The sequence below is a fragment of the Flavobacterium sp. U410 genome (assembly GCF_053570605.1).
In genome coordinates this window covers 65,621-89,937 of the sequence record NZ_JBSEFI010000015.1, presented here as the reverse complement: position 1 = coordinate 89,937, position 24,317 = coordinate 65,621, and the positions used below count along the sequence as shown (strand labels likewise).

Genomic DNA, 24,317 nt, shown 5'->3' with positions numbered 1-24,317 from the left:
TTAGAAACATGAAATTTTGACAAATATAAGACTTTATGCTGTAATTAAAAGTAAAAAAGCAAAGGGGATTTTCAAAGGCTTAAAAGCTGTTTTTGTAAGGGCTATATGCTTAAAATTCAATGGATTTTAGTGTGATATTATCGGTTTAAATGTTAAAAAAGAGAAGAGGATTAGTGTTAAATTAAAGTTATAAAATCAGTTAGAAGTGTGATGTTAGCTAGTGTTGGCCGAAATAAGAGCTTAAGTATTTGATTGCGAAAGGGTAAAAACTTATCAACAAAGTGGTAATTTGTGGTAAAAAGTGGTGATTTTTTTCTACTTTTGTATAAAACTAACGCAAAAATCAATTTTGAATCCGCTAATTGGAACATATGAATGTAAAGTTGACGCCAAAGGTAGGCTAATGATTCCGGTTGCTTTAAAGAAGCAATTTGGAGAATCTGAGGCGACTTTTGTGTTGAAACGTTCTGTTTTTCAGCCTTGTTTGGAGTTGTATCCAATGGACGAGTGGAATAAAATGATGGCTGAAATCAACAAGCTGAATCGCTTTGTGAAAAAGAATAACGATTTTATCCGTCGCTTTACTGCTGGAGTAAAGGTGATAGAAATTGATTCGACCGGGCGCTTATTGATTCCGAAAGATTTAGTGGTTTTTGCAAAAATTGACAAAGAGGTGGTGCTTTCTTCTGCGGTTTCCATTGTAGAGATTTGGGATAAAGAATTGTATGAAAATGCAATTGATGATTCGGCTCAGGATTTCTCGGATTTAGCAGAAGAGGTAATGGGTAATTTTAATTTTGATGAAGATGGAATATCATAATCCGGTTTTATTAAAAGAAACGGTTGATGGTTTAAATATTAAGCCAGATGGAATTTACGTAGATGTGACTTTCGGTGGCGGCGGGCATTCGAGAGAAATTATGTCTCGTTTGGGAGAAGGCGGAAAATTGTTTGCTTTTGATCAGGATGAAGATGCATTGCGAAATGCAATTGACGATGACCGTTTTGTATTGATTAATGAGAATTTTAGAAATATAAAAAGGTTCTTGCGTTTTCATGGAATAAAAAAAGTGGACGGAATTTTAGCTGATTTGGGGGTTTCTTCTCATCAATTTGATGTGGCGGAAAGAGGTTTTTCAACGCGTTTTGATGCAGAATTAGATATGCGAATGAATCAAAAAGGCGATTTGAGTGCGTTTCACGTAGTAAATGAATATGACGAACAAGATTTGAAACGTGTTTTTGTTCAATATGGTGAATTGAAAAACGGCGGAGCAATGGCAAATGTGATTGTTTTGGCAAGAAAGGACAAACAAATCCGTAACACCGAACAATTAAAGCAAGTGTTGTCCAAGTTTTTGCCGGCGCACAAAAGCAATAAAATATTAGCACAAATCTATCAAGCTATCCGAATTGAAGTCAATCAGGAAATTCAAGTCTTGAAAGAATTCTTAGAGCAGTCGTTGGAATTATTGAATCCCAGCGGACGCTTAAGTGTTATTTCATATCATTCGTTAGAAGATCGTTTGGTAAAACGCTTCATGAGAAACGGAATGTTTGAAGGGGAACCTGAACGTGATTTTTTTGGAAATTTTGAAGTTCCTTTTAAAAGTATTGAGCGTTTGATTGTGCCAACAGAAGAAGAAATTGCTCAAAACAACAGAGCAAGAAGTGCTAAGTTGAGAGTAGCTGAAAAAATATAAAATGAAAAACGGTATTTATAGTTTATTAAAAGCAAAGTTTCTGGTTAGTGATGATGCGTTGAAGAACTGGAAATTTATAGTATTTCTGGTTTTTTTAGCCATGATGGCTATCGCAAACAACCATAGATATGATGCTAAAAACTATAAAATAACCGAATTGACCAATAGGGTAAAAGAGTTGCGTTCGGAATTTGTAGATAAACGCTCCGAGTTGATGAAATTAAAAATGGAATCGACAGTAGCGAAAAAAATGGAAGAAAGAGAAATTTATCCGGCCAATGTGCCACCGACAAAAATAATAGTTAAGCAAAGTAAAAAAGAAGAAAAAAGTTTTTTTGACCGATTCAAATTATGGCAGTAAAACCCAAAAATACAAACTATAGAATGTATGGAGTAGCTTTCACAATCTTCGTGATAGCTATTTTGGTTTTGGTCAAGTTGAATAATATACAGTGGGTTGAAGGTGAATATTACCGAAAACTAGCCAAAGAACGTACGGTTAAAAACTTTACTATTCCTGCCAATAAAGGAAACGTGTATTCGGCTGATGGTAGTCTTTTAGCAACTTCAATTCCTGAGTATACCGTTCGCTTTGATGCTTTGTCGCCTTCTCAAGAAAATTTCACCAATCTAATCAAACCTTTAAGTGATTCACTTTCGGTAATGTTTGGCAATACGCCAGGCTATTATCAGGCACAATTGCAAAAAGCGAGAGCCAATAAAAACCGCTATTTCCTAATTGCTCGAAAATTGAGTTATACCGAATATATGCGGATAAAAAGTTTTCCGCTTTTCAATAAAGGGGCTTATAAAGGAGGAATTATTATTGAGCAAAAAACGGTTCGCGAACACCCTATTGGTCTAGTGGCACAAAGAACTATCGGTTACGAAAGAGCAAATGCAGATGGTTCGCCTAACGGAAAAGGATTAGAATATGCTTTCCGTAAATATATCAACGGTAAAAACGGGCATCGTATGATGCAAAAGATAGCTAAAAGTCAGTGGAAACCAATTAGTGATAATAACGAATTAGATCCGCAAGACGGTTTTGATATTGTCTCTACAATTGATGTGTATATTCAGGATATTGCACATCATGCTTTGTTAAAACAATTGGAGCATTATCAGGCAGATCATGGTTGTGTAGTGGTGATGGAAACCAAAACCGGCGAAATTAAAGCCATTTCAAATTTGGGAAGAGCTTCTGACGGAAGTTATTATGAATCTCAAAATTATGCCGTGGCCGAATCGCATGAACCGGGTTCTACATTCAAATTGTTTGATTTAATCGCTCTGCTTGACGATCATAAAATTGATACCAGTAAAGTATTTGATACGCACGATGGTGTAGTGGAATATTACAAAAGAAAAGTGCGCGATTCTAAAAAAGGAGGCTACGGAAAAATTTCTTTAGCTAAAGGATTTGAATTGTCGTCTAATACAGTATTAGTACAGGCGGTTTATGATAATTACAAAGACAATCCAAAAGAATTTATAGATAGAATTAATAGTTACGGATTAAACAAACCTTTGGGATTGCAATTAGTAGGAGAAGGGAAGCCAATTATTCCGCAACCGGGTACAAAAAGTTGGAGTGGTACCACTTTGCCATGGATGGCATTTGGTTATAATATCGCTATGACTCCTTTGCAAACCTTGACCTTGTACAATGCAGTTGCAAATGATGGTGTAATGGTAAAACCACTCTTTGTAAAAGAAATTAAAGAGTGGAATAAAACCATAGAAAAATTTGAACCGGAAGTGATCAACCCGAAAATAGCATCTGATGAAGCTTTGAAAAAAGTTCGTACCGTTTTAGAAAATGTAGTAAAACGCGGAACGGGTTCAAGATTGTATTCGAAAGATTTTTCAATGGCTGGTAAAACAGGAACAGCTCAGGCAAATTACCGTGACAAGTCAAAATTACATTATGTGTCTTCTTTTGCAGGATATTTTCCGGCAAATGATCCCAAATATTCTTGTATTGTAGTTGTTCATAAACCCAACGTTGCAGCAGGATATTATGGTGCCGATGTGGCCGGACCGGTTTTCAAAAGAATTGCACAGAAAATTTATACCGATTCGCCACCAACAAATCATATTAAAGATATTAATGAGAAGATCAATTCAGTTGAAAAACAATATGCTTCTTATTACAAAAAGGTTCAGGACGAAACCAATAAAGTGCCTAATGTAAAGGGAATGCAAGCAATGGATGCTGTGGCGCTTTTGGAAAATTTAGGATTACATGTTGAAATTAAAGGCATTGGAAAAGTTAAAAACCAATCGGTTAAAGCGGGCGAAAAAATCAATAAAAATGCAACTATTATTTTAGAATTATCGTGAAATCATTAAAAGACATATTATATAAAGTTCATATCGAAGCCGTAAAAGGAACGACTGATGTGGCTATTGATAAAATTGAATTCGATTCTAGAAAAGTTCAGTTGAATGATGCTTTTGTAGCGATACGTGGTGTCGTTGCCGACGGACATCAATTTATTGATACTGCTGTAAATCAAGGTGCAGTTGCTGTGATCTGTGAAGAATTTCCGGAGCGAATTGTAAACGGTGTCACGTATATTCAGGTGCAAAATACACATGAGGCTTTGGCTTTCATGGCAGCAAATTATTACGATAATCCATCGGCACAGATTAAGTTGGTTGGCGTAACCGGAACCAATGGAAAAACAACCGTTGCTTCTTTGTTGTACCAAATGTTTAAACGTGCAGGTTACAAAGTAGGTTTGCTTTCTACGGTTAAAATTTTGGTAGACGAAATCGAATTCAAAGCGACGCACACTACGCCTGATTCGTTGACGATCAATTATTATTTGAACGAAATGACTGCTGCGGGTTGTGAATTTTGTTTCATGGAAGTGAGTTCACACGGAATTCATCAAAAAAGAACAGAAGGACTTCATTTTGCAGGAGGAATTTTTACCAATTTGACGCACGATCATTTAGATTATCATAAAACTTTCGCCGAATACCGAGATGTAAAAAAATCATTTTTCGATCATTTGCCAAAAACAGCTTTTGCAATCACTAATGTAGATGATAAAAACGGAACGGTAATGGTACAAAATACGGTAGCGAAGAAAGTGACGTATGCTATTAAATCGTATGCGGATTATAAAGCGCAAATTTTAGAAAATCAATTCAGTGGTTTGTTGTTGAAAGTGAATAACCATGAAGTTTGGACCAAATTGATCGGAGCTTTCAACGCTTATAATTTGTTGGCTATTTACGCAACTGGTGTTGAATTAGGTTTAGAAAGTAACGAAGTGCTACGTTTGCTTTCCGAATTGGAAAGTGTTTCGGGAAGATTTCAATATTTTGTTTCTGCCAATGGAATTACAGCAGTCGTAGATTATGCACACACGCCGGATGCGTTGGAAAACGTATTGAAAACCATCAACGAAATCAGAACTAAAAATGAAACTTTGATAACTGTTGTGGGCTGTGGAGGCGATCGCGATAAAACAAAACGTCCCGAAATGGCACAAATAGCTTCTGAGCTAAGCAATAAAGTGATTTTTACCTCAGATAATCCACGTTCAGAAGATCCGCAAACGATCATTGACGAAATGGAAAAAGGGGTAGAACCTCAAAATTTCAAAAAAACACTATCTATTTTAGATAGAAAACAAGCGATAAAAACAGCGTGCCAAATGGCGCAGCCAAGAGATATTATATTAATTGCCGGAAAAGGTCACGAAACCTATCAGGAAATTAAAGGAGTTCGTCATGATTTTGACGATATGAAAGTGGTAAAAGAATTTTTAAACCAACTAAGCTAAAACTAACTGACGATGCTATATTATTTATTTCAATATTTAGATAAAACTTTAGATTTTCCGGGAGCTGGAGTGTTTCAATACATCACGTTCCGTTCGGCAATGGCTTTTATTTTGTCGTTAGCGATAGCTACTATTTACGGAAAGAAAATCATCAACTTTTTGAGAAATCAACAAGTGGGTGAAACGGTTCGGGAGTTAGGTTTAGAAGGCCAAATGCAAAAAGCAGGAACGCCAACAATGGGTGGAATTATCATCATTTTGGCAACTTTGGTTCCGGTGTTTTTATTTGCCCGATTAGAAAATATTTACATTGTTCTGTTAGTCGTGACTACTTTATGGATGGGAACTATCGGATTCATCGACGACTATATTAAAATCTTCAAAAAAGATAAAGAAGGATTAAAAGGGCGGTTTAAAGTTATTGGTCAGGTTGGTTTAGGTTTAATCGTTGGTTCTGTATTATACTTTCATCCGGCAGTAACCGTGAGAAAAGATACTATGGGGACTCGAGTAAAAACGGAAAGTGTAAATACGACCGTGTTACAGGAAAAATCAACAGCAACCACAATTCCGTTCCTTAAAAATAATGAATTTGATTATGCTAAAGTGCTTTCGTTTATGGGCGAAGGATACGAAAAGTGGGCTTGGTTAATATTTATCCCGGTAGTGATTTTCATTATTACTGCGGTTTCAAATGGTGCTAATTTAACCGACGGAATCGATGGTTTAGCAGCCGGAACTTCAGCTATTTCGGTACTCACCTTGGGGATTTTTACCTTCCTTTCCGGAAATATCATCTTTTCAGATTATCTGAATATTATGTATATCCCAAATTCGGGTGAAATGACCATTTACATTGCCGCTTTTGTTGGAGCATTGGTTGGTTTTCTTTGGTACAACACTTATCCGGCAACCGTTTTTATGGGCGATACAGGGAGTTTAACTATTGGCGGAATTATTGCAGTAATCGCAATTGCTATTCGTAAAGAGTTGATGATCCCAATTTTATGCGGGATTTTCTTAGCCGAAAACTTGTCGGTAGTCTTACAAGTCAGCTATTTTAAATACACCAAAAAGAAATTTGGCGAAGGTCGTCGTATTTTCTTAATGTCGCCGTTACACCATCATTACCAGAAAAAAGGATATCACGAAAGTAAGATTGTAACCCGATTCTGGATTGTCGGAATCTTGTTAGCCATTTTCGCTTTAGTGTCATTAAAACTAAGATAAGATGAGATTAGTTGTATTAGGAGGAGGCGAAAGCGGTGTTGGAACCGCAATCTTAGGTAAAAAGAAAGGATACGATGTTTTTCTTTCCGATTTTGGGAAAATAAAACATAATTATAGAGAAGTTCTTTTGCTTAATGGGATAGAATGGGAAGACGAAAAGCATACCGAAGAATTGATTCTGAATGCCGATGTAGTGATGAAAAGCCCGGGGATTCCAGATAAAGCACCGATTGTAAAAAAGCTGAAGAAAAAAGGTGTTCCGGTAATTTCAGAGATCGAGTTTGCCATACAGTTTACTGATGCGCTGACTATAGGAATCACAGGAAGTAATGGGAAAACAACTACGACGCTTCTAACCTATCATTTGTTGAAACAAGCAGGTTTAAGTGTGGGCTTGGCAGGAAACATCGGAAAAAGTTTTGCTTGGCAAGTTGCAGAAAATAGACATGAAGTCTATGTGTTGGAATTGAGCAGTTTTCAGTTAGACGGCATTATCAATTACAAACCGCATATTGCAATCATAACGAATCTGAGTCCGGATCATTTAGACCGATACAATTACGATTACAACCAGTATATCGCAGCTAAGTTTCGAATTACGATGAATCAAACAGCAGACGATTATTTGATTGTAGATAGCGATGATGTTGAAATCCAAAAATGGTTAGAAAACCATTCAATTAAAGCAAATTTAATTCCGTTTTCATTAACCAAAACGATTGAAAACGGAGCAAGTATAAAAGATAACAATATAGAAATTAACATAAACAACGATTTATTTACCATGCCAATAAATGAATTATCATTAGAAGGAAAACACAACGTTAAAAACGCTATGGCGGCAACTGCTGTAGCTCAGTTGATGAAAGTTAGAAAACAAACCATACGTGAAAGTTTAACTAATTTTCAAGGAGTTGAGCATCGTTTAGAAAAAGTGTTGAAAATTCAAGGCGTGCAATATATTAATGATTCTAAAGCAACGAATGTTAATTCGGTTTTTTATGCTTTAGATAGTATGAATACACCAACGGTTTGGATTGTAGGTGGTGTGGATAAAGGAAATGATTATGACGAATTAATGCCTTTGGTGCGCGAAAAAGTAAAAGGAATTGTTTGTCTTGGAGTAGATAATCAAAAAATTATTAATGCTTTCAACGGAGTTGTAGATGTAATGATAGAAACAACGTCAATGAGTGAAGCAGTAAAAATTGCACAAAAAATGGCTGAAAAAGGCGATACAGTTTTGTTGTCACCGGCTTGTGCAAGTTTTGATTTATTTGAAAGTTACGAAGACAGAGGTCGTCAATTTAAACAAGCCGTACATAATTTATAAAAATGACACAGTTAGTAAACAGATTAAGAGGAGATAAAGTGATTTGGGCAATAGTTTTTCTATTGGCTCTCATATCCTTTTTGCCTGTTTACAGTGCCAGTACCAATTTAGTTTATGTTATCGGAAAAGGGTCAACCATTGGGTATTTAATCAAACATTTGGTGCATTTGTTCATTGGTTTTGTTGTGATTTATTGGGTGCATAAAGTACCATATCATTATTTCAGAGCCATATCTATTTTAGGTATTCCGTTTGTAATAGTGTTGTTGGTGTACACTTTGTTTCAAGGAACAACTATTGGCGGAGCCAATGCCAGTCGGTGGATTCAAATTCCTTTTGTAGGCATCGGATTTCAGACATCAACCTTAGCCTTTACTGTATTAATGGTGTATGTAGCCCGATATTTAGCAAAAGTAGACGATAAACAATATACATTTCAGGAATCCTTATTAGAACTTTGGTTACCTGTTTTTGGTGTTTTGGCTTTGGTTTTGCCAGCCAATTTCTCAACAACAGCCCTAATTTTCTCCATGGTATGTATGTTGGTCTATATTGGATATTATCCGGTGAAATATTTGGCTTTGATTATTGGAGCAGGAGTAATTGCATTGACGTTTTTTATTTTGGTAGCCAAAGCATTTCCGGGAGCGATGCCTAACCGTGTGGATACTTGGATTAGTCGTGTAGATAGTTTCTTAGATAAAAGTGAAGACTCAAAAGATGATGATTACCAAATTGAAAAAGCAAAAATAGCCATAGCTTCTGGTAAAATTTACGGATTAGGTCCGGGAAAAAGCGTTCAAAAAAACTTTTTACCACAATCTTCTTCCGATTTTATTTTTGCCATTATTGTCGAAGAATATGGTTTGATAGGAGCTTTGGGAATCGTCTTTTTATACATGCTGCTTTTTATTCGATTTATTATTAATGCGCAAAAAGCCACTACATTATTCGGAAAACTGTTAATTGTCGGGCTAGGATTCCCGATTATTTTCCAAGCCTTAGTGAATATGGCAGTAGCGGTAGAATTATTACCGGTAACCGGTCAAACATTGCCATTGATCAGTGCCGGAGGAACATCAATTTGGATGACCTGTGTTTCTATCGGCATAATATTAAGTGTGACCAAAAAAGAAGAAGAAGTAGCTCAAGATGAAGAAGAACGCAAGAAAAGGGATGAAGCGCTACAGCGCATTATAGATAGAGAAGTAAAAATAGAAGAAGAAACGAACGAAGAATCAGAAACGAATCCATTAGAACCTATATTAAATCAGTAGTATGGAGCAAAAACCAAAATTTATCATCAGTGGAGGTGGAACAGGAGGACATATTTATCCTGCAATTGCTATTGCAAACGAATTAAAAACTCGTTTTCCCAAAGCTGATTTTTTATTTGTTGGAGCCAAAGATAAAATGGAAATGCAAAAAGTTCCGCAAGCAGGCTATGCTATTGAAGGACTTTGGATTTCCGGAATTCAAAGAAAATTGACGCTTCAAAACCTATTATTTCCTTTCAAATTGTTGTCCAGTTTATGGAAATCGTATCGCATTTTAAAGAAATTTAAACCCGATGTAGTTATAGGAACCGGAGGTTTTGCCAGTGGAGCAGTAATGAAAATGGCAAACATGATTGGAATTCCGACCGTTATTCAAGAACAAAATTCTTATCCGGGAATAACCAATAAATTATTAGCCGATAAAGCAAAATCAATTTGTGTCGCTTACGAAGGAATGGAAAAATTCTTTCCAAAAGATAAAATCAAATTAACCGGAAATCCGGTACGTCAGGATCTGATTTTTGTTGACGATAAACGAATTGAAGGATTGACCTATTTTGAAGTAAATGCAGATAAACGTACACTATTAGTTTTAGGCGGAAGTTTAGGAGCTAAACGTATCAACGAATTAATTGCAAGCGAACTTGATTTTATACTTCAGTTAGGAATTCAGGTGATTTGGCAATGTGGTAAGTTGTACTATGATCAATATAAACATTTTAACGAAAGAGAAAATGTTCATGTTTTTGCTTTTATTGACCGAATGGATTTGGCTTACGCCACTGCTGATTTTATTATTTCGCGTTCAGGTGCTTCTTCCATTTCGGAATTATGTATCGTTGGAAAACCAACAATTTTGATTCCTTCGCCTAATGTAGCTGAGGATCACCAAACTAAGAATGCACTAGCTTTAGCTGAAAAAAAAGCTGCAATTTTATTGAAAGAAAATGAGCTAAATGAGAATTTCAAACGTACCTTTGCGGACTTGATTTCTAACGACGAAAAGCAGGCAAAACTGAGTAAAAAAATACATAAAAAAGCGTTGCCGAATGCTACGCAACAAATTGTAGATGAAATAGTTAATTTGATCGATTGGAGTAAAAAAGAACATCAAATTTAGGAAAGCAAGAAGTTGTAATTAGATTGAAAAACAAAGCATTAAAATGAATATTAACCAAATACAAAGCGTTTATTTTATAGGTATCGGAGGCATTGGCATGAGTGCTTTAGCGAGATACTTCATGCATGTTGGTAAAAATGTTGCCGGATACGATAAAACGCATACTCAACTTACCGATGAGTTGGAAGCTTTGGGAATGGATATTCATTTTGAAGATAATGTCAATTTAATCGATAAAAAATATTTAGATAAAGAAACTACCTTAATTGTAATTACACCGGCAATTCCGAAAGAACATTCCGAATGGAATTATTTTCTAACGAATGGTTTTGAAGTTAAAAAACGAGCAGAAGTTTTAGGAATCATCACTCATGGTTCATTCTGTTTTGCAGTTGCCGGAACACACGGAAAAACAACTACATCAAGTATACTGGGACATGTTTTGTTTCAAAGCGGTTTAGATGTTACGGCGTTTTTGGGCGGAATTGTAGAAGGGTACGATTCCAATCTTATAGGAACAGGAAAAACCATTACAGTTGTTGAAGCCGATGAGTTTGATCGTTCGTTTTTACACTTGCATCCTAATTTAGCTTGTGTAACGTCAATGGATGCCGATCATTTGGATATTTATGGAAATGCAGCTTCGGTAGAAGAATCATTCCGTTTATTTGCCGATAAAGTAGATGCTGATCATTTATTTGTTCCCTTAAAAGTGCAATTAACTGGAAATACTATCGGGATTGAGGAACAGGCAAATTACGAAGTAAAAAATATCCGAATTATAGATGGTTTCTATCATTTTAATGTACAAACGCCTTCAGAATGGATTGAAGATGTCAAATTCGGGTTGCCAGGAAGACATAACTTGTCAAATGCAGTAATTGCATTGGCAATGGCTAATAAATATGGAGTTTCTAACGAAAAAATAAAAGCTGCTTTAGCAACATTCCCGGGAGTTAGAAGACGATTTTCGTTTCAGTTGCGCAACGAGAAATGTGTGTATATCGATGATTATGCTCATCATCCAACTGAAATTGAAGCCGTTTATCAAGCGGTTCGTGAGTTGTATTCGGGGAAAAAAGTTTTGGCCGTTTTTCAACCGCATCTGTTTTCAAGAACAAGAGATTTTATAGACGGTTTTGCCGAAAGCTTATCAAAATTTGACGAAATAGTTCTTTTAGATATTTATCCGGCGAGAGAATTGCCGATTGAAGGAATAACTTCTGAGGTGTTGTTAGAAAAAATTTCTAATACCCATAAGAAGTTGGTGTCAAAAGAAATATTATTTAGTGTTTTTCAACAATCTGATGCAGAAGTGTTTATAACTATAGGCGCCGGAGACATCGGAGAAATGGTAAAAGATTTAAAAAAAGTATTGGATGAAAAGGCTCAAATGGCATAATATTCGTTTGGTTGTTATCGTTCTTTTAATGGTCTTTTTATATTCTTTTTCATCTAAAAGAAACGGTAATCGGCTAATAAAAGAAGTAAATATTACATTTTATGAGGGACAAGAGAATATGTTCATAACTCACGAAATGGTTAATAACTTGTTGAAACAAAATTTGGGAGGGTCTTTATCAATTCAAAAAGATGCGGTAGCTTTGAATACTTTAGAAACTGTTCTCGATGATCACGGGATGATTGAAAAAGCAGAGGTTTTTTCGACAGTAGATGGTTCTCTAAATGCGCATATAAAACAAAAGTCCCCAACTGTAAGATTTATATCGGCAAATACTTCGTATTATGTTGATAGAAAAGGCACTACGATGCCGTTGTCCGAAAATTTTTCTGCAAGAGTTCCCCTTGTAGTAGGTTCTTATGCTGAAAAAGATAAGAACGATTACATATCGCTCTTTAACGAAATTAGCGATGATGAATTTTTGAGCAAAGACATCACCGGAATTAAAATTTTACCTTCAGGTAACGTTTTAATGGAAAGTAGAAACTATGATTATACCATAGTTTTCGGTAAGCCTGTGCTTATCGATAAAAAATTGAAGAATTACAAAGCATTTTTTCATCACGCGATGAAAGATACTTTGATAAAGCAATATAAAGAAGTAAACTTAATGTTTACACAACAAGTAGTTTGTAAGAAATAGATTTGAATGATGAACAGAGATAACATTGCAGTAGGTTTAGATATCGGGACTACAAAAATTGTAGCCATGATAGGTAAAAAGAACGAATATGGGAAGCTGGAAATTCTTGGAGTAGGAAAGTCTAAGAGTTTAGGTGTTCATAGAGGTGTGGTTAATAATATTACCCAGACCATTCAGTCTATTCAACAAGCGGTTATAGAAGCTGAAAACGATTCAGGTTATAAAATCAATGATGTGGTGGTCGGTATTGCCGGACAGCACATTCGTAGTATTCAACACAGTGATTACATCAGCCGTCAAAATGCGGAAGAGGTAATCGGTGATATGGATATTGATATGTTGATAGGTCAGGTACATAAATTGGCAATGTTACCAGGAGAGGAAATCATTCATGTACTGCCACAAGAGTTCAAAATCGACGGACAAACCGAAACGAAAGAACCGGTTGGTATGTCAGGTGGACGGTTAGAGGCTAGTTTTCATGTAGTGGTTGGTCAAGCAGCATCCATTCGTAATATTGGTCGTTGTGTAAAAAGTTCTGGTTTAGAACTTTCAGGATTAACATTAGAACCTTTAGCATCAGCAGATGCGGTATTAAGTCAAGAAGAAAAAGAAGCCGGTGTGGCTTTAATTGATATAGGTGGCGGAACAACTGATCTAGCTATTTTTAAAGATGGAATCATTCGTCATACAGCAGTTATTCCTTTCGGAGGAAATGTAATTACGGAAGACATCAAAGAAGGTTGTTCGATTATCGAAAAACAAGCAGAATTACTTAAAGTAAAATTCGGATCGGCTTGGCCTGGAGAAAATAAAGACAACGAAATTGTGTCTATTCCCGGTTTAAGAGGACGTGAACCTAAAGAAATTTCGTTGAAAAACTTGTCTAAAATCATCCACGCGCGTGTAGTGGAAATTATTGAGCAAGTATATGCCGAAATCAAATTGTATGGACACGAGAATCCGAAGAAAAAGTTAATCGCAGGAATTGTGTTAACAGGAGGTGGTGCCCAATTGAACCACATCAAACAATTGGTGGAATACATCACAGGTATGGATACGAGAATTGGATATCCAAACGAACATTTAGCGGGTAATTCAGATGAAGAATTATCAAGCCCATTATACGCAACAGCTGTAGGTTTAGTAATGAACAGCATTCGTAACAATACCAAAAGTGCTACTCCTTTTATAGAAATGAAAAAAGAAGAGCCGGTTGTTGTGACTAAACCTGTAGTAGTAGAAGAGATAAAGGAAGTAGTAGAGGATACGGTTGAAGAAATTCAGAAACCCGAACCCGAGACTACTGAAGATAAAATCAAAAAGTCATTTTTTGATAAGTATATAGAGAAGATTAAAGAATTTTTAGATAACGCCGAATAAAAAGTACCATTATGTCAGAATTTACAAGTATTTCTTTTGATTTACCGAAAAACCAGTCAAACGTTATCAAAGTGATTGGAGTTGGAGGTGGTGGTAGTAATGCTATTAACCACATGTTCAAACAAGGAATCAAAGGTGTTGATTTTGTTGTTTGTAATACCGATTCTCAAGCTTTACAAAACAGCTCTGTGCCCAATAAGGTTCAGTTAGGGGTAACTCTTACTGAAGGTTTAGGTGCAGGGGCAAACCCTGAAGTTGGACAGCAATCTGCTATTGAAAGTATTGCTGAAATTGAAAAAATGTTAGATACTAACACAAAAATGCTCTTCATTACCGCAGGTATGGGTGGAGGTACAGGTACTGGTGCTGCTCCCGTAATTGCTCAATTGGCTAAAGAAAGAGACATTTTAACCGTTGGTATTGTAACTATTCCATTCCAGTTTGAAGGGAAAATTCGTTCAGAACAAGCCATGAACGGAGTAGAAAGATTACGTAAACAAGTCGACTCTTTAATCGTAATCAACAACAATAAATTGAGAGAAGTGTATGGAAATTTAGGTTTTAAAGCCGGATTTTCAAAAGCGGATGAAGTGTTAGCTACTGCTGCTAAAGGAATTGCAGAAGTAATTACACATCACTATACTCAAAATATTGACTTGCGCGATGCTAAAACTGTTTTGGCAAATAGTGGAACAGCAATAATGGGTTCTGCTATGGCTGACGGTGAAGATCGTGCAAAACAAGCTATTGTTAGTGCATTAGATTCTCCATTGTTAAATGATAATAAAATTAACGGTGCTAAAAACGTATTGTTGTTAATCGTTTCCGGAACTACCGAAATTACATTAGACGAAATCGGAGAGATCAACGACCATATTCAAACAGAAGCAGGGTTCAATGCGAACATCATCATGGGTGTTGGTGAAGATGAAACTTTAGGAGATGCTGTTGCAGTTACTGTAATTGCTACGGGGTTTAATATTGAGCAACAAGCTGAAATTGTAAATACCGAGCCTAAAAAAATCATTCACTCATTGGAAGACGAACAACGAATTGTTCACGATTTAAGCCAAAAAATACAAGCAAGTTATTCGGCTCCCATTCAAAATGAAGTAAAAGCGGAATCACCTAAACAAGATATTATTAATCCTATTGCTGATCAGGTAAAAGAAGAAAAGATTGTTTTTTCTTTAGAGGAAGAACCAAAACCTTTTGAGATTCATGAAAAACCATCGATGGATTTGGTTGCAACTACTGATGCTATCAAAAATATTGATGTAACATTTGAAATTGTTGCTCCAAAAGCGGAAGCTGCTCCAAGTTTTGAAATCATTACTTCTGAAGTAAAAAATATGGAAGTAGTAGAACCTGAATTTGTGGTAGAGAAAAAAGAGTTTAATTATTCTTTTGACTTGTTTGAAGAGCCAAAAGCGGCACAAAAAACCATCTTTGATGTTTCTGATGAAACTAAGAAAATGGAAGTGAAAGAGCCTATTCATGTAGTGCCTGTAACGGAAGTATCACAATCGGGAGTGATTAAATATTCTTTAGAAGATTTCGAAGAAAAAGAGGAAATTAAAGAAGTGGTTAAGCCTGTAGCTCAAGTTCAACAACCGGTTGACGAATCGTTGAATATTGTAGTAAAGCAAAAGGAAAATCCACACGCTAATTTTGCTAGCCAAGAAGAAAATGTTTCGCCTTTTGAAATGTCAATTGAAGAAACGCTTAAAGCCAGAGCAGAAGAGCGCAAAAGAAAAATGAAAGAGTTCAACTATAAATTCAATACTAGTGCTGCTAATATTGATAAAATAGAAAATGAACCTGCTTATAAGCGTATGGGAATTGACGTTACATCTACGCCGCAAATCAACAATACATCTAGAATGTCCTTAGGAACAGATAGTAATGATGATTTGCAGTTGCGTTCAAATAATTCTTTTCTACACGACAATGTAGACTAATCTATAGACTCCCTACCTACTCATTAAAACCCGGATTTTTTCGGGTTTTTTTATTATTTTTGCACGAGAAATTTTGGGATTAGTTCCAATGAGAAAAAATTAATATTCAAAAGATAAAGATATGAGCTTAGAAAAACAAATTATGGATCAAATGAAAGAAGCTATGAAAGCAAAAGATGCAGTAGCTTTAGAAGCTTTAAGAGCCATAAAATCAGGAATTATTTTAGCAAAAACAGAATCAGGAGCTAAAGATGAATTAGCTGCTGATGATGAAATAAAATTATTGCAAAAATTAGTAAAACAACGCAAAGACAGTGCTGCGATCTACACAGAACAAGGTAGAGCTGACTTAGCAGAACCGGAATTGGCTCAAGTAGCAGTAATTGAGAAGTTTTTACCGGCTCAGTTGTCAGAAGCAGAAGTAGAAGTTGCGGTGGCAAAAATTATTGCTGACGGCGGTTTTTCAGGAATGGCTGCTATGGGACAAGTAATGGGAGCTGCTTCAAAAGAATTAGCAGGACAAGCTGACGGAAAAACCATTTCTACTGTAGTTAAAAAACTTTTAGCATAGTATTAGCAAATGGAAGAAAGAATAAAACAAAGTCTTTTCTCTAGCTTCTTTCTTCTATTTTCTTAAAATGGCTCTGTAGCTCAATTGGATAGAGCACTGGATTTCGGCTCCAGCGGTTGGGGGTTCGACTCCCTTCAGGGTCACAAAATCAAATTAAACAAAGAAGTCTAAGTTTTTTACTTAGACTTTTTCTGTTTAAAACCTCATTTTTTATAGTTACATTAGCCAAAACACAATTACAGGCTTTTGGAATATACACTACTTTTTTTAGGCATACTTTTTACGCTTTTTTTTGCATTCAATGTTGTTGTTGAGCCTATATATGCTTATTTTTTTAGAAAGCCTATTTACATTCATTTCTATCTGTTTCCTAAAAGATTGAGTTTCGTACAATTGGACATTTTACAACAACAATTTGAATTTTACCAGAAACTAAAACCTAAACAAAAACAGTATTTCGAACATCGGGTGGCTACATTTATCAATAAATACCCTTTTTATGGTAAAGAAGGAGTTGAAGTAACGGACGAAATGAAAGTGTTGATTTCAGCTACGGCTGTGATGTTGACTTTTGGAATGCGTCGGTTTACATTTGATGTTATTGATAAAATAATTGTGTTTCCTGATGTGTATTATTCGGCCATGAATGAGAATTACCATAAAGGAGAATTCAATCCATTGATAAAAGCTATTGTCTTTTCTTGGAAACATTTTAAGGAGGGATACAAGATTACTACTGATAATTTGAATCTTGGGCTACACGAATTTGGACATGTACTCCATTATCAAGGATTAAAAAGTACGGATACCTCATCTACTATTTTTTCGGTGACGTATGATGAAATTATGCAGCAAGTCAAACATCCGCCTAATCATAAAAGACTGGTGGAATCTAATTACTTCAGAATTTATGCCTATACCAACGATTTTGAATTTATAGCGGTAATTTTGGAACATTTTTTTGAAACGCCAAACCAATTTCAAGCGGAATTCCCCGAATTGTATTTAAAAGTGAAAACAATGATTAATTATAATCCGGAATTGATTAGCTTATAAAATACAAAAAAAACGATTCATTTCCAATGATTTAAGGTTTAAAACTAAAGTTTTTTTATGCTTAACTTTGAGAAGTAATCAAAAATTAAGTATCATGAAACAAAGAGTTCCTGTTTCAACTATAATGACCACAAATGTAATTAAGTTGAATGTTTCCGATGATTTGACTAAAGCGGAACAATTATTTAAGAAAAACCATATTCGTCATATTCCGGTGGTGAGTGGAAATAAGATTTTAGGAATGTTAAGCTATACCGATTTACTTCGGATTTCATTTGCCGATGCGGTGGATGACGACGATGAAGTGGTAGATACAACCGTTTATAATATGTTTACGGTAGAACAAGTGATGGCTAAAAACTTGATTTCGATTGCTCCGGAGACTACGATTAAAGAAGCTGCAGAAATATTAGCTTCCAAAGAATTTCATGCGCTTCCGGTTTGTGAAGGAAATTTGCTTGTAGGGATTTTAACCACAACGGATTTGATTAAATATTTAATAAACCAATATTAGAAATTCAATATAAAAGATACTTTGTCATTTCGACCAAAGGGAGAAATCTCATAAAAACAAATTAGGAGACATCTCTCTTTGTTCGAAGTAGTGGTTTTGGACTGAATTTTATTTTGTAATAGCTTTTAAGTCGGCTATAGTAGCAATCGGATCTTGAGCGCCGAAAACATAACTTCCGGCCACTAAAATATCTGCGCCAGCATCAACTAGAGCTTTCGCGTTTTTATTGGTTACACCGCCGTCAATTTCGATAACCGTCGATGCATTTTTACTTTCAATAAGTTGTTTTAGCTTTCTTACTTTATCATACGTATTTTCAATGAAAGATTGTCCGCCAAAACCCGGGTTAACACTCATGACACAAACTAAGTCGATGTCTTGAATTATATCTTCTAAAAGCATGATATTAGTATGAGGATTAATAGCAACTCCGGCTTTCATTCCTTCTGCTTTTATAGCTTGAAGTGTGCGATGCAAGTGCGTGCAAGCTTCGTAATGAACCGTTAGGATGTTTGCTCCTAATTTTTTAAAAGTCGAAATGTAACGATCAGGGTCAACAATCATTAAGTGTACATCAATAGTTTTTTTAGCGTGTTTGTTGATGGCATCTAAAACCGGCATACCAAAAGAAATATTCGGTACAAAAACGCCGTCCATAATATCAATATGAAACCAATCGGCTTCACTTTGATTAATCATTTCGATGTCGCGTTGCAAATTAGCAAAGTCGGCTGCTAAAACTGAAGGGGCAATAAGTGTGTTTTTGCTCATAGTAGTTAGTTCAAAATTTGTTAATCAAAATTCAAAAATGAATAGTGAATTAATCTGTTGTTATGTTGTTTCGGCAAAGGTACGATAAATAAAAATATTTCATCATTCAAAATTTTAGCATTTAAATTTTGAATAATCAACATGGAACTTGGAATGTTGAACTTTGTAAAAAACAAAACCTCGGACACTCGAGCAAAGCGAACAGACCGAGTTTTTGTTTGCCTTGTAAAAAACAAAACCTCGGACACTCGAGCAAAGCGAACAGACCGAGTTTTTGTTTGCCTTGTAAAAAACAAAACCTCGGTAATCAGCCGAGGTTTCAATCATCAATCAAAAAACGAACAGTTATTGAACTGTTGTTGCGTTTGCTAGTGTAATACTAAAAAGTATTATCCTAAATATGTTTTTAAAATTTTACTTCTAGAAGTATGTTTTAGTCTGCGAATTGCTTTTTCTTTAATTTGACGAACACGCTCGCGAGTTAAATCAAAAGTTTCTCCGATTTCCTCTAAAGTCATTGGATGTTGATCCCCTAAACCAAAATATAAACGAACAACATCTGCTTCTCTAGGAGTTAAAGTTTCTAAAGCTCTTTCGATTTCCGTTTGTAAAGATTCGTGAATTAACTCTCTGTCTGGGTTCGGAGATTCTCCGGAACGCAATACATCATATAAGTTAGAGTCTTCACCTTCAACAAGTGGAGCATCCATTGATAAGTGACGTCCAGAGTTTTTCATGGACTCTTTTACGTCATTTACCGTCATGTCAAGCTCTTTAGCAATTTCTTCAGCAGAAGGAGCACGTTCGTTAGATTGCTCTAACAAAGCATACATTTTGTTGATTTTGTTGATAGAACCAATTTTATTTAATGGTAAACGTACAATACGTGATTGTTCTGCCAATGCTTGTAGAATAGATTGACGAATCCACCAAACTGCATACGAAATGAATTTGAAACCACGAGTTTCGTCAAAACGTTGAGCGGCTTTAATCAAACCTAAGTTACCTTCATTAATTAAATCGGGAAGTGTAAGTCCTTGATTTTGGTATTGTTTTGCAACAGATACTACGAAACGCAAGTTAGCTTTGGTTAATTTTTCAAGTGCTCTTTGGTCACCGGCTTTAATTCTTTGAGCTAATTCTACCTCTTCATCAGCAGTAATAAGATCAACTTTACCAATCTCTTGAAGATATTTGTCTAATGAAGCAGTTTCACGGTTAGTTACCTGCTTCGTAATTTTGAGCTGTCTCATTTATTTCTCTCCTTTGTTCTTTTAAGTTCAGTACTTATACGTAACGAGTATACAAAAAGTTACAAAAAAATGTTTTTTTTCTTTTTTATACTTTTGATAGGACTAAAAAAGCCAGCTATTTCCTTTCTACAGTAAAACTTTGAGTATATGTTTTTTTTGCCCCATTCTGATTCATTACATCAATAGTTATTAAAAATGATCCTTCAACATCGGAAGTGAAAAATGAAATTTCAGAATTAGAGCGAACATTAGGATTCCAATACAGATTATAACGTTGGTCCGGAATACGATTCTTCTTGTTCTTAGAATAATCTTCTTTATAATATTTCTTTTCTTGTAATGTTGGAGTAATTTTTATGATTTGATATGGTGAAAAGTTCACATCAAGTACATTGTTTTCAGAAATAAAATTTATTAAACCATCATAAGTTTTTGCTCCTAAATAAAATTTGTCTTCAATTAATTCAATACGATCGATTTTTTTTGCGTTCAATTTAAACAGAACATCATAATCTTGAACAATTATTCCATTGAGTAAAACAAGAGCAGGTAAGTTTCTTAGAGGATTGGTAATTGGGTTAAAGATATAAATGTAGTTTGTACCATCTATTTTTTTTGTAACAACTCTATCTAAAACTTCAACGATGACTTCTTTTACAGTATTAAACCTAGTGTAATCATCTAGTTTAATTTCTTTGTAATTAGGGTAATAAAAATAGGATTTCTTTGTGTTTTGAAGAATAGTGTCTTTTTTTGAATTATAATAGGCTATTTCAATTTGATTAGAAATTGCTCTGTCATTAATATTAGATAAATTCTTTCTAGGGATTTTTAAATGGGTATTCCAAATTAGTTTAGAATAATCAAATGAAATAGCGTCTAATTGGATATTAAAAGAAGTATTTTCGAATAATGGCTGTAACAAGATTTCATCTGAGTAGATGGGTTGCTCTAATTGAAAGATGAAACTTCCGTCTTTCTCTATTTTTGATATTTTTGTTGCAACATCATTGTTCAAAGTTGAAAGACTTATATAGTCAGTAATTTTATCTTTAGGCTCATAATTTACTACTTTACCGCTAATTATTTCTCCTCTGACCTCAGGTAGATTGGCATAATTTAAAGTTGGAGAAGTACTTTTTAGGGATCTGTTTTCGGATTTAGAAGGATTTAAAAGCGAATAACGATTGTCTTTTTTAACAGAGACAGAAATATTATTAGAGTTAAACTCAGGGATCTTTATGTTAATTTTTTCTCTAGGATTAAATTTTTCATTATGGATTAATTGAATGTTATTCTCAGTTAATATAGTATCATTTGTTTCTACAAAAAACGAGTCATTAGACTGATAAGGATTGATTATAGAAATTTCTATTTCAGAAAAATTAGTATTATTCTGTAGTAATGATTTCTTAGAGTACACTATCAATTTATAAATTCCTGTTTCTAAGTCTGTTTTTAAAAAGATATCTCCTTTAATATGATTATTTTTTGTTTCTTTTTGTTGTTTAATTGTTTGTTTCTTTTGATTGATTAACTCAATATAAACAATTTTGCTTGATAGGGTGTCTGTTGTATTGTTTATCATTAAATCATAGAATAATGTTTCACCTGTTATATAAGTGTCATCATTAGTCTGGATATAAAAAGTTTCATTACTTGTACTAAAGATATCTGAATTTTGTGAATGTAAATTCAGTACTACAAGAAAGAAAAAAAGGAAAAAAGTTATTTTCATATGTATAATTTTAAGGCCAAAAAGGAGGTTGAACATTTGATCCAAGTATTCTACAGTCGGTACATTCAGTTAATACCATATCATAGTAAGGATGATTACCTAAAAATAAGGATATATTTTTTCCTCTAGTTAAGCTTCCTAAGTTGTATTTTCCATAAGTATCATTACAATTACTACCTCCAGGCGGACAAACAAGTGTAGCATCATATGTTGAAACAGTGCATTCAAAAGGGTATTGAGGATGGGGCTCACTTGGGAAAATGTCTTCAAAATCGAAATAAACTCTTGACTCGGAATAAAAGGACATGTCAAAAAAACCTACGACCTTCTTATTACTGTTTGTCGTACAGGATAGATTTCCGTATAGAAAACCGGGTTGCATAGGAGATAGGATTTCTCCGGAAGCATTGATGTCGTTTAAAGTTTTATAATAAAAATAGGAAGAGGAGGATTGTATGTATTGTTTTGCCAGAATACTATAGCCATTAGCAATAGTATAATCATCCTTACTTATAAATCTAATTATAAAAGCATTAACACGATCTTCATTTTGGTCAACAGTACTGTATTGTAAAATATCATTAGAGTTGACCGTTTTAAAGCAGGTTTTTGATTCTGATGTTCTTTGGTCAATACTAAATGTATATGTGTTTTCATCATAGCCTGATACGACTAAGCTGTCATTGCTTGGTTTTGGGACAACAATTTTACTAGTTTCTTCGTATTCATATCTATAAAATTGAGATGCATTATTTGGGTCATAGCTATTAACAAGAATTGCAACACCATCTACACCATAATAATTCATTCGTACAGCATTTACTGAACTTAAAGAGGTTGCAGTTGTTAATTGAACATTTTCAGATACATACTCTTCACCATCTGTAGTTTTTATATGTAGTGTATAGCTTTTACCAGCTTCGGCGCTAAATTCGGTTTCAGAAATATAACTATTGTCTTCTTCATCGAAGTTTATACTGTTTCCTTCTGAATCAGAGATATACACAGTTGCATTATGTTCATAAGGAATATCTTCATTCTCAAGAGGAAATGTTCTGGTCAATGTTATTTTATGATGCTTATACTCATTAGTTATGGTTGCTTCCACTACTAAGTAATCCTCGAAGTTCTCAGTATTTAGAGAATATGGTTCGGTACATCTGATTGCTAATGCTATTAACATTAAGCAAAGTATTATATGTTTAATTATTTTAGTCATATTTTTTTAAGTTAAGCAAAGGAACTTTTTATTTTGTTTAGATTTTGTTCATTATTATCAAATATACTTTCATGTATAATAATTTTAAGGCCAAAAAGAGGGTTGATTAATTGAGCCAAGTTCTCTGCAATCACTACATTCGAATAAAGCCATATCAAAATAAGGAAAGGTTCCTGATACATAAGCTATGACTTTTTCGTTAGTCCACGATCCTAAATTACCTTTACATTCTGGTGGACATTCTGCACAGCAAATAAATGTTGCATCGAAAGTCCGTATAGAGCAATCGTAAGGATATTGAGGATAGGTCTCATCTGGAAAAATGTCTTCAAAGTCGAAATAAACTCTTGATTCGGAATAAAAAGATATATCAAAGAATCCTACAACTTTCTTATTTTCATTTGTAGTACACGATAAGTTTCCATACAAAAAACCGGGTTGTGTAGGGGAGAGGATTTCTCCTGAAGAATTGATGTTATTTAATGTTTTGTAATAAAAATAAGAAGAAGGGGATTGAATGTATTGTTTGACCAAAATGCTAAAGCCATTGGCAATAATATAATCATCTTTACTTATAAATCGTACTACAAAATCCTCAACACGATCTTCGTTTTGGTCAACCGTGCTGTACTGTAAAATGTCATTAGAATTAACAGTCTTAAAACAAGTTCTCGAATTTTCTGTTTTAGGGACAACTGTAAATATATAAGAAAGTTCGTCGTATCCAGAGACAGCTAAACTATCAAAAATCAATAAAGGAGTTACAATTTTGTTTGTTTCTTCATATTCATATCTGTAAAATTTAGAGGTGTTGTTTGGGTCATAACTGTTTGCAATAATAGCGACACCATCAACGTCGTAATAATTCATTCGTACAGCATTTACTGAACTTAGTGAAGTAGCAGTTGTTAATTGAACATTTTCAGATACATACTCTTCACCATCTGTAGTTTTTATATGTAGTGTATAGCTTTTACCAGTTTCGGCGCTAAATTCGGTTTCAGAAATATAACTATTGTCTTCTTCATTGAAATTTATAACGTTTCCTTCCGAATCAGAGATGTACACAGTTGCATTACGCTCATAAGGAATGTTGTCATTCTCAAGAGGAAATGTTCTGGTTAACGTTATTTCATGATGCTTATATTCATTAGTTATTGTTGCTTCCACCACTAAGTAATCTTCAAAATTTTCAGTATTTAGAGAATATGGCTCGGTACATCTGATTCCTAGCATTATTAATATTAAGCAACATGTAATATGTTTGATTTTTTTAGACA

General features: G+C 34.6%; 21 protein-coding genes and 1 tRNA gene. 17 read left to right on the top strand and 5 right to left on the bottom strand.

Annotated features, from left to right (window positions below; translation table 11 throughout):
- The first annotated feature begins 349 nt into the window (after positions 1–349).
- The 17 genes from mraZ (at position 350) to ACUSJC_RS11005 (ending at position 18,056) form a co-directional block, all read left to right on the top strand.
- Entirely contained in the window at positions 350–820 is a 471-nt protein-coding gene (gene mraZ, locus ACUSJC_RS11085) for a division/cell wall cluster transcriptional repressor MraZ (protein WP_449269627.1), read from the top strand.
- A complete protein-coding gene (rsmH, locus tag ACUSJC_RS11080) occupies positions 795–1,703 on the top strand; it encodes a 16S rRNA (cytosine(1402)-N(4))-methyltransferase RsmH (RefSeq protein ID WP_449269639.1) in 909 nt (302 codons plus the stop codon). Before mraZ ends, rsmH begins: the two co-directional genes overlap by 26 nt.
- A 1-nt stretch (position 1,704) precedes the next feature.
- Entirely contained in the window at positions 1,705–2,064 is a 360-nt protein-coding gene (locus tag ACUSJC_RS11075; protein WP_449269626.1) for an FtsL-like putative cell division protein, read from the top strand.
- Positions 2,055–4,049 (top strand): penicillin-binding protein, encoded by a 1,995-nt coding sequence (locus tag ACUSJC_RS11070; protein WP_449269625.1) that lies wholly within the window; start codon positions 2,055–2,057, stop codon positions 4,047–4,049. The genes ACUSJC_RS11075 and ACUSJC_RS11070 overlap by 10 nt, the downstream gene beginning before the upstream one ends.
- Positions 4,046–5,506, top strand: coding sequence for a UDP-N-acetylmuramoyl-L-alanyl-D-glutamate--2,6-diaminopimelate ligase (locus ACUSJC_RS11065; protein ID WP_449269624.1), 1,461 nt, complete (start codon positions 4,046–4,048; stop codon positions 5,504–5,506). Before ACUSJC_RS11070 ends, ACUSJC_RS11065 begins: the two co-directional genes overlap by 4 nt.
- A gap of 12 nt (positions 5,507–5,518) precedes the next feature.
- On the top strand, positions 5,519–6,736 hold the full coding sequence (gene mraY / locus ACUSJC_RS11060) for a phospho-N-acetylmuramoyl-pentapeptide-transferase (protein ID WP_449269623.1): 1,218 nt from the start codon (positions 5,519–5,521) through the stop codon (positions 6,734–6,736).
- Position 6,737: 1 nt separating this feature from the next.
- Entirely contained in the window at positions 6,738–8,069 is a 1,332-nt protein-coding gene (gene murD / locus ACUSJC_RS11055) for a UDP-N-acetylmuramoyl-L-alanine--D-glutamate ligase (RefSeq protein ID WP_449269622.1), read from the top strand.
- 2 nt (positions 8,070–8,071) lie between these two features.
- Positions 8,072–9,346 (top strand): FtsW/RodA/SpoVE family cell cycle protein, encoded by a 1,275-nt coding sequence (locus ACUSJC_RS11050; protein ID WP_449269621.1) that lies wholly within the window; start codon positions 8,072–8,074, stop codon positions 9,344–9,346.
- Between the two features lies 1 nt (position 9,347).
- The gene (gene murG, locus ACUSJC_RS11045; RefSeq protein ID WP_449269620.1) at positions 9,348–10,466 is read left to right on the top strand and encodes an undecaprenyldiphospho-muramoylpentapeptide beta-N-acetylglucosaminyltransferase; all 1,119 of its coding nucleotides are present in this window, start codon (positions 9,348–9,350) and stop codon (positions 10,464–10,466) included.
- Between the two features lie 43 nt (positions 10,467–10,509).
- Complete coding sequence (gene murC, locus ACUSJC_RS11040) at positions 10,510–11,868, top strand: UDP-N-acetylmuramate--L-alanine ligase (protein ID WP_449269619.1); 1,359 nt, start codon at positions 10,510–10,512, stop codon at positions 11,866–11,868.
- Entirely contained in the window at positions 11,846–12,571 is a 726-nt protein-coding gene (locus tag ACUSJC_RS11035; protein ID WP_449269618.1) for a cell division protein FtsQ/DivIB, read from the top strand. Before murC ends, ACUSJC_RS11035 begins: the two co-directional genes overlap by 23 nt.
- A gap of 9 nt (positions 12,572–12,580) precedes the next feature.
- Positions 12,581–13,954: a cell division protein FtsA gene (gene ftsA, locus ACUSJC_RS11030; protein ID WP_449269638.1), complete on the top strand. Its 1,374-nt coding sequence runs from the start codon at positions 12,581–12,583 to the stop codon at positions 13,952–13,954.
- An 11-nt stretch (positions 13,955–13,965) separates the two neighbouring features.
- The gene (ftsZ, locus tag ACUSJC_RS11025) at positions 13,966–15,915 is read left to right on the top strand and encodes a cell division protein FtsZ (RefSeq protein ID WP_449269617.1); all 1,950 of its coding nucleotides are present in this window, start codon (positions 13,966–13,968) and stop codon (positions 15,913–15,915) included.
- 121 nt (positions 15,916–16,036) lie between these two features.
- Positions 16,037–16,486 carry a GatB/YqeY domain-containing protein gene (locus tag ACUSJC_RS11020; protein WP_449269616.1) on the top strand — a complete coding sequence of 150 codons (450 nt, stop codon included), beginning with the start codon at positions 16,037–16,039 and terminating at the stop codon, positions 16,484–16,486.
- 69 nt (positions 16,487–16,555) lie between these two features.
- Positions 16,556–16,629, top strand: a tRNA-Arg gene (locus ACUSJC_RS11015).
- 103 nt (positions 16,630–16,732) lie between these two features.
- A complete protein-coding gene (locus ACUSJC_RS11010) occupies positions 16,733–17,542 on the top strand; it encodes a zinc-dependent peptidase (RefSeq protein WP_449269615.1) in 810 nt (269 codons plus the stop codon).
- Positions 17,543–17,636: 94 nt separating this feature from the next.
- Complete coding sequence (locus ACUSJC_RS11005) at positions 17,637–18,056, top strand: CBS domain-containing protein (RefSeq protein WP_449269614.1); 420 nt, start codon at positions 17,637–17,639, stop codon at positions 18,054–18,056.
- A 108-nt stretch (positions 18,057–18,164) separates the two neighbouring features.
- Here ACUSJC_RS11005 and rpe read toward each other — a convergent pair whose 3' ends face one another.
- The 5 genes from rpe to ACUSJC_RS10980 form a co-directional block, all read right to left on the bottom strand.
- The gene (gene rpe, locus ACUSJC_RS11000; RefSeq protein WP_449269613.1) at positions 18,165–18,827 is read right to left on the bottom strand and encodes a ribulose-phosphate 3-epimerase; all 663 of its coding nucleotides are present in this window, start codon (positions 18,825–18,827) and stop codon (positions 18,165–18,167) included.
- 389 nt (positions 18,828–19,216) lie between these two features.
- On the bottom strand, positions 19,217–20,080 hold the full coding sequence (locus ACUSJC_RS10995) for a sigma-70 family RNA polymerase sigma factor (RefSeq protein WP_014389330.1): 864 nt from the start codon (positions 20,078–20,080) through the stop codon (positions 19,217–19,219).
- A gap of 115 nt (positions 20,081–20,195) precedes the next feature.
- Positions 20,196–21,818 (bottom strand): hypothetical protein, encoded by a 1,623-nt coding sequence (locus tag ACUSJC_RS10990; protein ID WP_449269612.1) that lies wholly within the window; start codon positions 21,816–21,818, stop codon positions 20,196–20,198.
- Positions 21,819–21,828: 10 nt separating this feature from the next.
- The gene (locus ACUSJC_RS10985) at positions 21,829–23,037 is read right to left on the bottom strand and encodes a DUF4249 domain-containing protein (protein WP_449269611.1); all 1,209 of its coding nucleotides are present in this window, start codon (positions 23,035–23,037) and stop codon (positions 21,829–21,831) included.
- Positions 23,038–23,121: 84 nt separating this feature from the next.
- On the bottom strand, positions 23,122–24,273 hold the full coding sequence (locus ACUSJC_RS10980; protein WP_449269610.1) for a DUF4249 domain-containing protein: 1,152 nt from the start codon (positions 24,271–24,273) through the stop codon (positions 23,122–23,124).
- Positions 24,274–24,317 lie beyond the last annotated feature (44 nt).